This is a genomic window from Streptomyces cupreus (assembly GCF_014257025.1).
Classification (GTDB): Bacteria; Actinomycetota; Actinomycetes; order Streptomycetales; family Streptomycetaceae; genus Streptomyces; species Streptomyces cupreus.
In genome coordinates this window covers 48,135-62,531 of the sequence record NZ_JACMSF010000018.1, presented here as the reverse complement: position 1 = coordinate 62,531, position 14,397 = coordinate 48,135, and the positions used below count along the sequence as shown (strand labels likewise).

At 70.0% G+C, this 14,397-nt stretch carries 12 protein-coding genes and 1 tRNA gene; 7 read left to right on the top strand and 6 right to left on the bottom strand.

Features of this window, described 5'->3' with window-relative positions; genetic code table 11:
• Window positions 1-65: 65 nt before the first annotated feature.
• The 4 genes from H4N64_RS18525 to H4N64_RS18510 all read left to right on the top strand — a co-directional run bounded on the left by H4N64_RS18525 (window position 66) and on the right by H4N64_RS18510 (window position 4,609).
• On the top strand, window positions 66-1,343 hold the full coding sequence (locus H4N64_RS18525; protein WP_186283461.1) for an aspartate kinase: 1,278 nt from the start codon (window positions 66-68) through the stop codon (window positions 1,341-1,343).
• A complete protein-coding gene (locus H4N64_RS18520) occupies window positions 1,343-2,401 on the top strand; it encodes an aspartate-semialdehyde dehydrogenase (RefSeq protein WP_186283460.1) in 1,059 nt (352 codons plus the stop codon). Before H4N64_RS18525 ends, H4N64_RS18520 begins: the two co-directional genes overlap by 1 nt.
• 370 nt (window positions 2,402-2,771) lie before the next feature.
• Window positions 2,772-3,443, top strand: coding sequence for a SigE family RNA polymerase sigma factor (locus H4N64_RS18515; RefSeq protein WP_418896274.1), 672 nt, complete (start codon window positions 2,772-2,774; stop codon window positions 3,441-3,443).
• Window positions 3,444-3,529: 86 nt separating this feature from the next.
• Window positions 3,530-4,609, top strand: a complete 1,080-nt coding sequence (locus tag H4N64_RS18510) for a hypothetical protein (RefSeq protein ID WP_336246726.1) — start codon at window positions 3,530-3,532, stop codon at window positions 4,607-4,609.
• Between the two features lie 122 nt (window positions 4,610-4,731).
• On the opposite strand, the gene H4N64_RS18505 is transcribed toward H4N64_RS18510, so the two are convergent.
• Together H4N64_RS18505 and H4N64_RS18500 are read right to left on the bottom strand one after the other, a co-directional pair.
• The gene (locus tag H4N64_RS18505) at window positions 4,732-5,517 is read right to left on the bottom strand and encodes an SURF1 family cytochrome oxidase biogenesis protein (RefSeq protein WP_186283458.1); all 786 of its coding nucleotides are present in this window, start codon (window positions 5,515-5,517) and stop codon (window positions 4,732-4,734) included.
• 43 nt (window positions 5,518-5,560) lie between these two features.
• Complete coding sequence (locus H4N64_RS18500) at window positions 5,561-5,935, bottom strand: nuclear transport factor 2 family protein (RefSeq protein WP_186283457.1); 375 nt, start codon at window positions 5,933-5,935, stop codon at window positions 5,561-5,563.
• Between the two features lie 116 nt (window positions 5,936-6,051).
• On the opposite strand from H4N64_RS18500, the gene H4N64_RS18495 reads away from it, so the two are divergent.
• A complete protein-coding gene (locus H4N64_RS18495) occupies window positions 6,052-7,878 on the top strand; it encodes a S9 family peptidase (protein ID WP_186283456.1) in 1,827 nt (608 codons plus the stop codon).
• Between the two features lie 512 nt (window positions 7,879-8,390).
• Here H4N64_RS18495 and H4N64_RS18490 read toward each other — a convergent pair.
• Entirely contained in the window at window positions 8,391-10,301 is a 1,911-nt protein-coding gene (locus tag H4N64_RS18490; RefSeq protein ID WP_186283455.1) for an NAD-binding protein, read from the bottom strand.
• Between the two features lie 173 nt (window positions 10,302-10,474).
• Here H4N64_RS18490 and H4N64_RS18485 point away from each other — a divergent pair, with 173 nt between their 5' ends.
• Together H4N64_RS18485 and H4N64_RS18480 are read left to right on the top strand one after the other, a co-directional pair.
• Window positions 10,475-11,482 (top strand): permease, encoded by a 1,008-nt coding sequence (locus H4N64_RS18485; RefSeq protein ID WP_186283454.1) that lies wholly within the window; start codon window positions 10,475-10,477, stop codon window positions 11,480-11,482.
• Entirely contained in the window at window positions 11,479-12,180 is a 702-nt protein-coding gene (locus tag H4N64_RS18480) for a TIGR03943 family putative permease subunit (protein WP_186283453.1), read from the top strand. The genes H4N64_RS18485 and H4N64_RS18480 overlap by 4 nt, the downstream gene beginning before the upstream one ends.
• Before the next feature lie 58 nt (window positions 12,181-12,238).
• Here the strand turns inward: H4N64_RS18480 and H4N64_RS18475 are convergent, their stop codons facing one another.
• The 3 genes from H4N64_RS18475 to H4N64_RS18465 form a co-directional block, all read right to left on the bottom strand.
• Window positions 12,239-13,132 carry a phosphorothioated DNA-binding restriction endonuclease gene (locus H4N64_RS18475; RefSeq protein ID WP_186283452.1) on the bottom strand — a complete coding sequence of 298 codons (894 nt, stop codon included), beginning with the start codon at window positions 13,130-13,132 and terminating at the stop codon, window positions 12,239-12,241.
• A 320-nt stretch (window positions 13,133-13,452) separates the two neighbouring features.
• Window positions 13,453-13,526: transfer RNA gene (locus H4N64_RS18470), tRNA-Pro, on the bottom strand.
• Between the two features lie 33 nt (window positions 13,527-13,559).
• The gene (locus H4N64_RS18465; protein WP_186283451.1) at window positions 13,560-14,345 is read right to left on the bottom strand and encodes a Pr6Pr family membrane protein; all 786 of its coding nucleotides are present in this window, start codon (window positions 14,343-14,345) and stop codon (window positions 13,560-13,562) included.
• Between the last annotated feature and the right edge of the window lie 52 nt (window positions 14,346-14,397).

Here is a 14,397-nt window from a genome sequence, read left to right as displayed (position 1 = left end):
GCGAAGGTGAGATTCGGGCGCTCGTTAAACTGAGCCGACACACACGGACTGAGCGAGGAGCGCACGTGGGCCTTGTCGTGCAGAAGTACGGAGGCTCCTCCGTAGCCGATGCCGAGGGCATCAAGCGCGTCGCCAAGAGGATCGTGGAAGCGAAGAAGAACGGCCACCAGGTGGTCGTCGTCGTTTCCGCGATGGGCGACACGACGGACGAGCTGATCGATCTCGCCGAGCAGGTATCCCCGATGCCTGCCGGGCGTGAGTTCGACATGCTGCTGACCGCCGGAGAGCGGATCTCCATGGCCCTGCTGGCCATGGCGATCAAAAACCTGGGTCACGAGGCCCAGTCCTTCACCGGCAGCCAGGCAGGCGTCATCACCGACTCGGTCCACAACAAAGCCCGGATCATCGACGTCACGCCGGGCCGGATCCGTGACTCGGTGGACGAGGGCAACATCGCCATCGTCGCCGGCTTCCAGGGCGTCAGCCAGGACAAGAAGGACATCACCACGCTCGGGCGGGGTGGTTCCGACACCACGGCCGTCGCGCTGGCCGCCGCGCTCGACGCCGAGGTCTGCGAGATCTACACCGACGTCGACGGCGTGTTCACCGCCGACCCGCGTGTGGTGAAGAAGGCGAAGAAGATCGACTGGATCTCCTTCGAGGACATGCTGGAGCTGGCCAGCTCCGGGTCGAAGGTGCTGCTCCACCGCTGTGTGGAGTACGCCCGCCGGTACAACATCCCGATCCACGTCCGGTCCAGCTTCAGCGGGCTGCAGGGCACCTGGGTCAGCAGCGAGCCGATCGAGCAAGGGGACAAGAAGGTGGAGCAGGCCATCATCTCCGGTGTCGCGCACGACACCTCCGAGGCCAAGATCACGGTCGTCGGCGTGCCGGACAAGCCGGGCGAGGCCGCCGCGATCTTCCGCACGATCTCGGACGCCGAGATCAACATCGACATGATCGTGCAGAACGTGTCCGCCGCCTCCACCGGGCTCACGGACATCTCCTTCACGCTCCCCAAGGCCGAGGGCCGCAAGGCCATCGACGCCCTGGAGAAGAACAAGCACGGCATCGGCTTCGACTCGCTGCGCTACGACGACCAGATCGGCAAGATCTCCCTGGTCGGCGCGGGTATGAAGACCAACCCCGGGGTCACCGCCGACTTCTTCACCGCCCTGTCCGACGCGGGCGTGAACATCGAGCTGATCTCGACCTCCGAGATCCGTATCTCGGTGGTCACCCGCGCCGACGACGTCAACGAGGCCGTACGCGCCGTGCACACCGCCTTCGGGCTCGACTCCGACAGCGACGAGGCCGTCGTCTACGGAGGCACAGGGCGCTGATGGCCCTCAAGGGACGGCCGACGCTCGCGGTCGTGGGAGCGACCGGAGCCGTCGGCACGGTCATGCTCCAGATCCTGTCCCAGCACGCGGACATCTGGGGCGAGATCCGTCTGATCGCCTCGCCGCGCTCGGCCGGCCGCAAGCTGGCCGTGCGCGGCGAGGAGGTCGAGGTGGTGGCCCTGTCGGAGGAGGCCTTCGACGGGGTCGACGTCGCCATGTTCGACGTACCGGACGAGGTGGCCGAGCGCTGGGCGCCGATCGCCGCCGCGCGCGGTGCCGTGGTCGTCGACAACTCGGGCGCCTTCCGGATGGACCCGGAGGTGCCCCTCGTCGTCCCCGAGGTCAATGCGCACACGGCCCGGATGCGGCCGCGCGGCATCATCGCCAACCCGAACTGCACGACCCTCTCGATGATCGTCGCCCTGGGCGCGCTGCACGCCGAGTTCGGCCTGCGCGAGCTGGTGGTCTCGTCGTACCAGGCGGTGAGCGGGGCGGGCCGCGCGGGCGTGCAGACGCTACGGCAGCAACTGGCGCTGGTAGCCGGTACGGAACTCGGCACCAGCCCCGGTGACGTACGGCGGGCCGTGGGCGAGAACACCGGTCCCTTCCCGGAGCCGGTCGCGCTGAATGTCGTCCCCTGGGCCGGGTCGCCGCGCGAGGACGGCTGGTCGTCGGAGGAGATGAAGGTGCGGGACGAGTCCCGCAAGATCCTCGGACTGCCTCAGCTCCCGGTGGCGGTCACCTGTGTCCGTGTCCCCGTGATCACCACGCACTCCCTGACCGTGCACGCCCGCTTCGAGGGCGAGGTCACGGTCGCCCGGGCCCGCGAGATCCTCGCCACCGCACCCGGGGTCGTCCTCTTCGACAATCCGGAGGCGGGGGAGTTCCCCACACCGGCCGATGTCGTCGGCACCGACCCCACCTGGGTCGGGCGGGTGCGACGGGCGCTGGACGACCCGACGGCGCTCGAACTCTTTGTGTGCGGAGACAATCTGCGCAAGGGAGCGGCCCTGAACACCGCGCAGATCGCCGAGCTGGTGGCGGCAGAGTTTTCGTGACGGGAGCCGTTGGCCGGAAAACTCCGGGGGCCCGCCGTAAAACGTTTGTAGGATCTGCGTGAGAGATGTGAGCCGGATGATGGTCCGTACCACTTGAACAGGACCTCTTCGGCGTTCGAAGATTTCCTCCCCGCCCTCCGCAACCGCGCGGAGGGCGGGGAGCGTCTTTGCGGTCGCCCTTCGGCGGGTGTGTGGACGCGTTTTAGGCGTGGGGACGCCATGAGCCGGGCGTGGGGACGCCCGTTCATATGGGACATAGGGGAAGAGCGGGACGCATGAGTGCATGTGAGGCACCGTCAGCCGTGCTGCCTGACGCAAAAGTGACGTCCGGCACGTACAACCCTCTCGGGGGGAAGCGTGTCCAACTGGCGTGGCTGAGGTACTCGACTTCCCTGCGGCGACGCGCGGCACGGCCCTACGGCCGCCGCGCCCTTCCCGCCGAACCCGCATGCCCGGCGCGCCCGGCGGCATGCCGGTGATCGCGCCCATGCCCGCAGCGCGGCCCGCCCGCATCCCCAGCCCGCGTGAAGGTGCGGACGACGTCGTGGCGGGTACCACCGTCGACCACCTCACCGAGACCTACCGCGCCCACTACCGGTCGCTGCTGGGTCTCGCCGCGCTCCTCCTCGACGACACCGCCTCCTGCGAGGACGTCGTCCAGGAGGCGTTCATCCGCGTCCACTCGGCGCGCAAGAGAGTCAGAGACCCGGAGAAGACGCTGGCGTACCTGCGCCAGACGGTCGTGAACCTCTCCCGCTCGGCCCTGCGCCGCCGCATCCTCGGCCTGAAGCTGCTGTCCAAGCCGATGCCGGACATGGCGAGCGCGGAGGAGGGGGCCTACGACCAGCTGGAGCGCGACTCCCTGATCAAGGCGATGAAGGGCCTCCAGCGCCGGCAGCGCGAGGTCCTCGTCCTGCGTTACTTCGCGGACATGACCGAGGCGCAGGTCGCCGAGACGCTCGGCCTGTCGCTGGGCTCGGTCAAGGCGTACGGCTCGCGCGGCATCGCGGCGCTGCGGGTCGCGATGGAGGCGCCGGCATGAGCGAGGGCCACGAGGAACGGCGGCGCCACCGAGACGTCCCCGAGGGGGACCGGACGCCGAAGCAATCGCACGCTGGGAACGGAACTGTGAACCACGGCCCCGACGGCCAGCAGCCGGATGCGCTGAGGGCGCAGGTCCAGGGTCAGGCCGGTCCCGGCTCGGACGAGTTGGACCTGCGCAGGCTGCTGCACGACGCGGTGCAGGAGATCGAGCCGCGCGACGGCACGCTGGAGCACCTGCGGCGGGCGGTGCCCGCCCGTCGGGCGCGCAAGCGGCAGGCCCTCGTCGGCATGGCCGCGGCGGCCCTCTTCGTCGGTACGGCGGTCCCGGCGCTGGTGCACGTCTCGCAGACGACCGGCCCGGACGCGAACCCCTCCGTGGCGGGGCACGGCACCCAGGCACAGGGCGGCGCCAGCCAGGGCGCGGACCCGGACACCGGCGAGAGCTCCTCCAGCGGTGCCTCGGACAAGACCGAGGACCAGGGCAAGGAGAGCGAGCAGAAGGAGAACGAGGGCAAGGGCGACGGCGGCGGCGCCGGCTCGGGCGGCTCGGCCGACCCGGCGGTGACCACCGGCACGGGCGCGGCCGTCTGTACGGCGGAGCAGTTGGCGGTCGCCGCGGCGGGCGCGGACGCGCCGGACACGGCGGGCACGGTCTACGGCACGTTCCGCTTCACCAACTCCTCCCTCGTGCCCTGCACGGTCACCAGCCCCGGCACGCTGAGCACGGTGCCCGGCGGCGCGGCGGACGCGACGAAGATCTCGACGGCCCGTCATATCTCCGGCGACCCGGCCACGGCCCTGCCCGACCCGTCCCTGGAACTGACGTCCCTGCTGCTCCAGCCGGGCGCGTCGTACGAGGTCAAGTTCGCCTGGGTCGCATCAGAAGCCTGCTCTTCCACGGGCGGCGACTCGGGCGGCACAGTAGGCGGCGGCGGCGACCCCACCCCCGACCCCAGCCCTTCCGCCGGCACAGGCACAACAGGGGGCACCTCAACAGGCACCGACGACGGCATGTCCACCCAGCTGGTCACGGAAGACGGCACGACGGACGGCACGGTAACGGTGACGAACACGGCGGAGCCGGGTGCCCCGACAGCCCAGACGACGATCTCGGGGGCATGCGCGGGGACGGTTTACTGGACCGGGGTGCTGGCGGGGGCGTAGGGCTTGGGCGGTGCGGCAGAACCCGCGTGGCTGCGGACAGCCGTACCGCTGTACCCGCCGCTGCGGACAGCCGTACCGCCGTACCCGCTGCTGGCGTCACACCAGCACGGGCCGGCAGAACGTCACACAGCCACCCGCTCGTCGTCCTCCCGCGGCACCAACCCCAGCTCCGCGTCCCGCGCGAACTCCACCTCACGCCGCAACAACCGGAACCACATGAAAACCACAAACGCCGCGAAGACAAACCATTCCCCGGTATACCCAAGGTTCTGGAACGCCTTCAGATCCAACCCGGAATCCCGCGCCGCACTCACCGGCACGGCCTTCATCCCCCCGTCCCCCTCGTTCAGGGTCACCCACGCGTCATACACGTCGTAAGAAACGAGGTTCACCAAAGACGCCGCACTGATCGCCCCGGTCTGCCCCGCAGGCAACCCCCCCTGCCCAGGCACCCCGTTCTCCCCAGGCTGCTCGGACGCCTGCAAGGCCCCGGTCACGGTGACCTTCCCCGAAGGCGCGGTCGGCACCTTGGAAGCATCAGCATCGCCAGGCACCCACCCCCGCACCACCGGCAACGCCGACCCGTCATCGGTCCGCAGCAGCGTCAGGACGTAGAACCCCCGCCGATCGTCCAGCTCCCGATCCGGCACGAGCAACTGCTTTCCGTACCGCCCGGTCGCCGTGACCTGCTTCCCCACCGTCGTCTTGTCCACAGGGAGCATCTCGGCAACCGGCCGAGCCGCCTCCCGTTTGTCGGACGCGGCCCGCGCCTCGGCCCCTTGGTGGTCCGCCACCCGCTCCTCGAACCGGCCCAGCTGCCAGGACCCCATGAAGATGCAGAAGGGAATGGCGAGCAGCACGAAGACGTTGATCCCCCACCAACGGGGCGTCAGCAGAAACCGGTACACGCCACCACGGTACGGGCACCGCCCGAACCCCGATCCCGCGGGGTCAGTACCGCTCGGTGAGATGGGCCCGGTTCGCCGGCGGCTCGTACGGATCGGGCCAGAAGTCCGTGACCCCGGTGATCAGCCCCCGCTCGTCCCCGGTGAAGAAGGAGATCCCGACATTCACCTCGGACCCGAGCGTGAACCGTATCCAGGACACGGCCTGCCCCGGCTCGGCGACCACCCGCTCGACCCGTACATGCCAGTCCCCGGGAAACTCGCGATTGAACCGCACATACGCCTCCCGCCCCCGCACCCGCTCCCGGCTCAGCGGCGCCTCGTACACCACATCCTCCGCGAGCGTCCCCGCGAACGCGTCCCAGTCCCGGGCCTCCGCGGCGGCCCAGAACACCTCGACGGTCTTCCGCAAATCGGTCATGCCCCGCAGTGTGCACCCCGCCACTGACAACGGGCAGCGGCCGCCGGTGACGGGAGTTATCCACAGGCTGAGGACCGAGCCAGCGCATTGTCGGTTCGGGCAGGCACTATGGGGCCATGACTGAGAGCAACGGGTCCGCCGCGCCGGATCAGCAGGAGCAGAACCGGGACATGCCGGACTGGGAGAAGCGCTTCAGGGCGCCGCGGGTGTCACTGCCGGACTGGGCGCAGGACGCCCCGGACCGCTCCCTGTTCGTGTCGAACGCGACGGGGACGTACGAGCTGTACGCCTGGGACCGAGCCACGGGCGAGCAGCGCCAGGTGACGAACCGCCCGAACGGCACGACGGACGGCGTGCTCTCCCCGGACGGCGCCTGGATCTGGTGGTTCGACGACAAGGACGGCGACGAGTTCGGCGTCTGGCGCCGCCAGCCCTTCGACGGCGCCGAAGACGAGCTGGCGACCCCGGGCCTCGACCCCTCCTACCCGGCGGGCCTGGCCCTCGGCCGCGACGGCCGTACGGCGATCGTGGGCCGCTCGACGGACGACGAGGGCACCACGATCCATCTCGCCCGCCTCGGCGAGCCCCCGGCGGAGATCTACCGCCACCGCGAGTCCGCGGGCGTCGGCGACCTCTCCCACGACGGTTCGCTGATCGCCGTCGAGCACACCGAGCACGGCGACGCGATGCACTCCGCCCTGCGCGTCCTGCGCCCGGACGGCACGGCGGTCGCCGAGCTGGACGACACCAAGGGCGGCACCGTCGAGCTGGGCCTGGAGGTGCTGGGCTTCGCCCCGGTCGACGGCGACACCCGTCTCCTCGTCGGCCATCAGCGTCGCGGCCGCTGGGAACCGCTGGTGTGGGACGTGGCGACGGGCGAGGAGACGGACCTGTCCCTGGACCTCCCGGGCGATGTGAGCGCCGAGTGGTACCCGGACGGCTCGGGCCTGCTGGTGGCGCACAGCTACGAGGCCCGTAGCGAACTCTTCCGCTATGACCTCACCACCCATGACCTGACCAAGATCCCCACCCCTGAGGGCACGGTCTCGGGCGCGACGGCCCGCCCCGACGGCACGGTCGAGTTCCTCTGGTCCTCGGCCGCCGAACCGTCGACGGTCCGATCGACGACGGGCAAGGTGGTCCTTGACCCACCGGGAATGAAGTCCCCGGGCTCGGTTCCGGTGGAGGACGTATGGGTGGAGGGTCCAGGAGGCCGCATCCACGCCTTGATCCAGAAGCCGGCGAACGCGACCACCCCGCTCCCCACGGTCTTCGACATCCACGGCGGCCCCACCTGGCACGACAGCGACGCCTTCGCCGCGGGCCCGGCGGCCTGGGTGGACCACGGCTACGCGGTCATCCGAGTCAACTACCGAGGCTCGACGGGCTACGGCCGAGCCTGGACGGACGCCCTGAAGCACCGGGTCGGCCTGATCGAACTGGAAGACATCGAGGCGGTCCGAGAATGGGCGGTCTCGTCGGGCCTGGCCGACCCCACCCGCCTGATCCTGACGGGCGGCTCCTGGGGCGGCTACCTCACCCTCCTGGGCCTGGGCACCCAGCCGGACGCCTGGACCCTGGGCATCGCGGCGGTTCCGGTAGCGGACTACGTAACGGCCTACCACGACGAAATGGAAGCCCTGAAGGCCATGGACCGCACCCTCCTGGGCGGCACCCCGGAGGAGGTTCCGGAACGCTTCGAGGCATCCTCCCCCCTCACCTACGTGGACGAGGTAAAAGCCCCGGTCTACATCTCGGCAGGCGTGAACGACCCCCGCTGCCCCATCCGCCAGATCGACAACTACGTGAAACGCCTGGAATCCCGAGCAGCGATCCACGAGGTCTACCGCTACGACGCGGGCCACGGCTCCCTGGTAGTAGACGAACGAATCAAACAGGTACGCCTGGAACTGGACTTCGCAAACCGCCACCTGAACCCCTGACGAGAGCGGCGCCGGCCAGCCCCCTGCCGCAGAGCCGGCGCCCACCCACGCTGCGGTGCGTAGATCCTGCGTAGCTGTGGGCAGTTGTGCCGCTGGGGCGGCGCCCACCCAAGCGACGGTGCCCATCTTCTGCGCCGTCCGCCGCACCGGCGCCCACGCGTGCTGCGGTGCGTAGATCCTGCGTAGTTGCGGGCAGTTGTGCCGCTGGGGCGGCGCCCACCCAAGCGACGGTGCCCATCTTCTGCGCCGTCCGCCGCACCGGCGCCCACGCGTGCTGCGGTGCCGCAGAACTTGCGTAGCTGCGGGCAGTCGTGCCGCTGGGGCGGCACGGGTGGGCGCTGCGGCACCCCGTAGCGCCGGGCCGCGTGTCCCGCCCGGTGGTCGCCTGCACGCTGCGGCGCCCCGTCAGCGCCGGGCCGCGTGTCCCGCCCGGCGGTCACCCCCACGCAGCGGCGCCCCACAAGCGCGGGCAAGCGAAGCGCACCCGACGGGCACCTCAGCCCAGGCCCAGCTCACGCCCCCGCGGGCTCCCGCCGCCTCCGCCCCAACAACTCCGCCAGCCCCCTCCGCGTAGCAGCCAACACAACCCGGTCCTCAGCCCTCAAGACATACGTGTCAGGCAGATCCCACACCAGCCCAGACCCCCGCACACCCGAATCCCCGCCCCCACCCTCAAAACCGGAACCGGAACCGGAACCCGAGCCAGAACCAGCCGCCGCATCCCCCGCCGCCGTATCCAACGCCAACACCCGCCAGGCCCCCGCCCGAAACGCCTCCCTCACAGTCCGCCCCTCCAACTGCGAATGCCCACCCACCTCCACAGCCGCGAACAACAACACCCGCCGCTCGACCGGAATCGCCCCCAGAATCTGCCGCCCCAACATCGCCCCGGCAAACGCGGGCGCCGCCAAATGCGTAACGCTCCGACTCCGAGTGGAGGCAAACGGATGCGCGGCCCGCAGCGTTCGATACACGGCCGTCGCAAAGTCGTCGTCGTAGAGCCGAAGCACCACCCGCAAGTCGGGCCGAACCGACCGAGCCGCCAGCACAGCCTCAAGGTTCGTCGTATCCGCACTGGTCACCGCCAGCAACGCATTCGCCCGATGAACCTTCGCGGCCTCCAACACCCCCTCCTGCGTGACATCCCCCAACACCACAGGCACCCGCAACCGCCGAGCCGTGGCCATCCCACGGGCCTCAGGATCGGCCTCGACGCACACCACCGGAATATGCAGCTCCCGCAACCGGGTCAGCACCCGAGTCCCGATCTTCCCCAGCCCGAGCAGCACCACATGCCCACCCAGCCCCCGAGGCGGCTTCCGCAGAGCGGAGGCACTCCGAAAGGTCCCCAACGCCTCAAGCACCGCCGCCAACAACACCGGCAACAACAGCAACCCCAGCAGCCCGGAAAGGAGTTGAAGCACTTGCCGACTCGTGGATTCATGCAGCGCCGGCTCATTGATGGCGAAGAGATCGAGAAGCGTCTCGTAAGTCGCGTGCAGCGGATGATCCCCGGTAGCCACGGTCAACGCCACGGCCAGCCCGAAGACACACCCCACAAGCCCCGCCAACGACCACCGAAGCCGCCGCGAGAACAAGGACGCGAACGCCGGCACAACCCCCCGCCCACCCGACATGGAAGGCCCCGAGTACGACACCTGCTCCAGCACGACGGCCCCCCGCCCCCGCGCCTCCCGCACCGCGGTCTCGTCGGGCAGCAACTGCGGCCCCTGCTCCCCGCTCTCGGACCCACCGGAATCGTTCCCGGAGGCGGAGAGCAACGCCAAGGTGACCAGCCCGGAAGCCGCCACCCGCCCGTCCCCACCCGGCTGCCGCTCCACCGCCCGCAGCAGTAACCCATCGGTCTGTACGACCTTGCTGGTACCGACAAGCGCGGTGGCGACCAGCGCGGGAGCGGCGGTGTCGGCGTCGGACAGTACGACTGTGGAGGCGTCGGAGGCATCGGAGACACCGTTTCCCATGGCCAACGCGGCGGCCTGATCGAGGAGTTCCTCGATGTGCTGCCCCAACCGCCGGTTGTAGAGCCGTAGGACGAGCCGCAGCCGGGGATTGAGCCGGCGTGCGGTGAGGGCCGCGCGGATATTGGTCTCGTCGTCGTCATAGACGAGGGCGAGCGCGGCGGCCCGCTCGACGCCGACGTCAGCCAGCACGGCCTCCGTGACCTCGGCGGCCTCGACGACCCGCTCGCTGTCGACCGGCGCCCCGTTCCCCGCGGCCCGGCCCACGGCGGCGTTGACCACCCGGTCGAGCAGGGCAGCCGAAGCGGCACGCGCCCGCCCGACCACCGGCGGGCGTACCCTCCGTTCGGAGGGCGGTACGACGAGCGTGACCTGTTCGCCGTAGACCCCCCGCAGTTCGGCGACGAGCCGATGCGCGAGCCCGTCGTCGCCGCACACCACCATGTGCGCGGATGGCACACCACCCGGCTGAGCCTGACTCGGAACGCTCCCCACGAGGGAAAAGACTGCCTCACCGGGACGAGTGGTTCCAGCAGGCACCTGAACAAGGAACGCCAACTCCCCGTAAGAGAGGGGAGGAAGACGAGCAAGATCCCACCGGAGGGACGCGACCGCCCGTGGCGACCACCACCCGAACCCGACCCCCCGACCCCGACCCCGACCCCGACCAGGACGAAGGCCGCCAAGCGGGCCCCCTCCTCTTCATCACACTGCTCCTGCTCGCCGTACTTCTGCAGAACCCCCTGCGCGGAGCCCTGTCCGCCCCCGTGATGCAGAGCTGGACGACGGTCTTCGTGGCGGTGATGATCCAGGCGCTGCCCTTCCTGGTGCTGGGCGTTCTACTGTCGGCGGCGATCGCGGTGTTCGTCCCCCCGACGTTCTTCGCCCGAGCCCTCCCCACCCGCCCCGCTCTAGCGGTCCCGGTGGCGGGCGCGGCGGGAGCGGTACTGCCGGGCTGCGAATGCGCGTCGGTCCCCGTGGCAGGAGCACTGGTCCGCCGAGGAGTAACCCCGGCCGCGGCGCTGGCCTTTCTCCTCTCGGCTCCGGCGATCAACCCGATCGTGCTGACGTCGACGGCGGTGGCGTTCCCGGGCGCCCCGGAGATGGTCCTGGCCCGCCTGGTGGCCAGCCTCCTGACGGCCTGCGCGATGGGCTGGCTGTGGCTACGCCTGGGCCGCACGGACTGGCTGCGCCCACCGACCCGCTCGTCCCACGAGTGCCAGACCAGGGGAGCCGCCTTCTGGGGCTCGGTCCGCCATGACGTGATGCACGCCGGCGGCTTCCTGGTGGTGGGCGCGATGGCCGCGGCGACGTTGAAGGCGGCGGCACCGGAAACATGGCTGCAGCAACTGGCATCCAGCCCACCGCTGGCGATCCTCGCCCTCGCAGTCCTGGCCGTACTGCTCTCACTCTGCTCGGAGGCGGACGCATTCGTGGCGGCGTCCCTGACCCACTTCTCCCTGACGGCGAGGCTCACCTTCCTCGTCGTGGGCCCCATGATCGACCTGAAGCTCTTCGCGATGCAGGCAGGCACCTTCGGCCGGGCCTTCGCCCTGCGCTTCGCGCCGACGACCTTCGTGGTGGCGGTAGCGATCTCGACGGCGACCGGAACGGTGCTCCTGTGAAGCGCCAGGCCCAGGCGGCGATCCTGTTCCTGCTGGGCGCGTCACTGCTGCACGCGGCCACGACGGACCTGTACCTGCGGTACGTCAAGTCAGGCCTACGCCCCCTGCTACTGCTCTCAGCGGCAATCCTGATCACAGCCTCCCTGGCAACGGCCTGGTACGAACGAAAGACCCCCACCCCCGCCACCCACCCGGAACCACGAATCAGCTGGCTCCTGACCCTCCCCGTACTGGCCCTGATCCTGGTGGCCCCACCAGCCCTGGGCTCATACAGCGCGCTACGCACCGGAACGGCCCTGCAAGAGCCGTACGGCTACGAGAATCTGCCGCCCGCCGACCCGCTCCCCCTACCCCTGACGGACTACGCGGCGAGAGCGGCATACGACAAGGGCCGCACCTTGAGGAACCGCAGCGTAGAGATCACAGGCTTCGTAGCCCTGTCCCCATCAGGCACCCCCTACCTGGTCCGAATGACCCTGAACTGCTGCGCAGCAGACGCCCAACCGATCAAAGTCGCCCTGACAGGCCGGGTCCCCCCGGTCCTACGCCCGGACACCTGGCTACGAGTAACAGGCACCTACACCCCCCGAACCACAAAGGACCCGGTAAACGGCGCCCCCATCCCGTACCTGAAGGTGACAGAGGCAACCCCCACGAGGGCCCCACAGGACCCGTACGACGAAACCTGGAACAACTAGCCGGCTGGAGAGGATGCACAGCGCAAAGTGGAGGAGAAGCGGGCCGGGCACAACGAAGTCAGGCGGCGCTGGGGCGTGGGGAGCCCTTGAAGACCTGGCTGGTGTGCCAGGTGCGGTGGGTCGCCGCGACAGGCCGGATGCCGGGCTGGGGGCCGATGAGGGGGCGGCCGGCGAGAGCGGTGACGTGGTCGCGGGCGGCGGGACTGCGGCCGACGAAGCGCTGGGAGACCAGGATGCGGTGGCCGTCGCCTATGCCGAGAACGCCCATGTCGAAGAGCTTGTGGTGCAGGGAGCACAGGCACAGTCCGTTGTCGACGTCGTCCGGACCGTCGTACGCCCACCAGCGCACGTGCGCGGCCTCCAGCGCGACGGGTACGGTGCCGATCATGCCGTCATAGCCACAGAAGGCGCACTGGTACTCGTAGGCGGTCAGGACCAACTCCCGCATACGGCGGTCGCGTTGGCGTCGCTCCGGGGCGGCGAGGGCGTCGGTTTCCGCCAGCTCCAGTTCCAGGCCGACTGCCTCGCACAGGTCCGGATGGAGCGAGGGCGGGAAATGCAGGTCCAGCAGAACCCTTGCCATGCGGCCGAGGAGGGAGGGCTCGCGGCGCAGTGCCGCGCGCAGGTCGGGGGCCAGCTGTCCGGTGGCGCCGCTGGACCGCAGTTCGCGAACTCCGGTGCCGGGGCTGCCGGCGCCGCGGTCGGTGCGTACCTCCCACACCTCGTCGTTGGCCAGGTGGTGGAAGGGGTAGGCGGGGGTGGTTGCGCGCGCGGGGCCGTACTCCGCCAGCAGCTGCTTCAGATCGGCCTCCACCGAGCTGTAACGCAACTCGCCCTCGGCGTCGGCCTGGAAACGGCCCAGCGCGTACAGCAGCAGCAACGGCTTGTGCGGTGCCCGTATCCCGTCCCGGCTCCACTGCCTCAGACTCGCGGCGCGCTCCAGCCAATCCATGACCCATGATCGTAGCGACGTGCTGCCGGACGACCTCCCCCTGGCGCACCGCACCGCCCAACACCTTCGGCGTGCCCGATAGGGCAAGCACCCCGGGCCAGGGGGCTCGATCTCCATGGGGACACGCGCAAGACCATGATCATAGGCGCCCGGTCACCGACCTCAAGCGGTGCTCCCGCGCCAGCGGTACGGGTACCCGCCGACGTCCACAACCTGATGCTCGAAGCGGGAACTCCCCTCGCTGGGAGCCGCCGCACCCACACAACAATTCAGACCCGGCGCTGATCCCTCAGCACCGGGCCTGACCTGGTATTTCCCTGTCGGGGTGGCGGGATTTGAACCCACGACCTCTTCGTCCCGAACGAAGCGCGCTGCCAAGCTGCGCTACACCCCGATGTCCCCGCTTGTCGCGGTGACGTCGTTTACTTTAGCCCACCGGTGGCTGGAGGCGAAATCCGGTTTTGGCGCGGTGGCGGACGGGGTTGGGGCGGGCGTGGTCCAGGGCGACCAGGAGGATGGCCAGGGCGTAGATGGAGAGGCCGAGGAGGAGGGCGTTGCCGAGGACGCTCTTGTAGCCGTGCAGGTCCACGTCAAGGAACGGGTAGAGGTAGCGGGCCGGGGTGCCGGTCGACAGTAGTTCGGCTCGGGCGAGGGAGAAGGCCAGGTATGTCAGGGGGTACAGCAGCCACGTCGCCGCCTGGCGTACGTGCAGGCTGCCCGGTGCCGTCAGCAGCAGCCAGTCCAGGGTCGCCGCGATCGGGGTGATCGTGTGCAGGACGTGGTTCGCGACCGCGTGCCAGCCTGTCGGCGGTGCCGCCTCTCCCGTCATCGAGAACGGGCTCGACGCGTTCGCCAGGAGTAGGTGGTAGACGAGGCCCGTTGTCGCCACGTAGAGCAACGTTGCGCCTGTGATGGCCGAGGGGAGTGGGCGGCGGGCCGTCCATGCTCGGCGGGCCGCCGGCAGCATGACCAGCGCCAGCATGATGTTGCTCTGGATCGTGAAGTAGCCGAGCATCCGCAGGGGGCTGCTGAGGACGAGTTCGATCGTCACCGCCCCGGCCGCCGCCAGGGCGACCAGCAGGCGGAACACGGCGGCCAGACGGCGGCGCCCGGGCGCCACCACGGCCGTGGCCGGGACGTGTGAGGGTATCAGCGCGGGTATGCCCGGTACGGCGGGCAGATCCGGGATGTCCCTGGGTATGGGGGCGGTCATGCCCCTCACGCTAAGCAGATGGGGCAAAACAGGCTATATGGGCGGGCCGTGC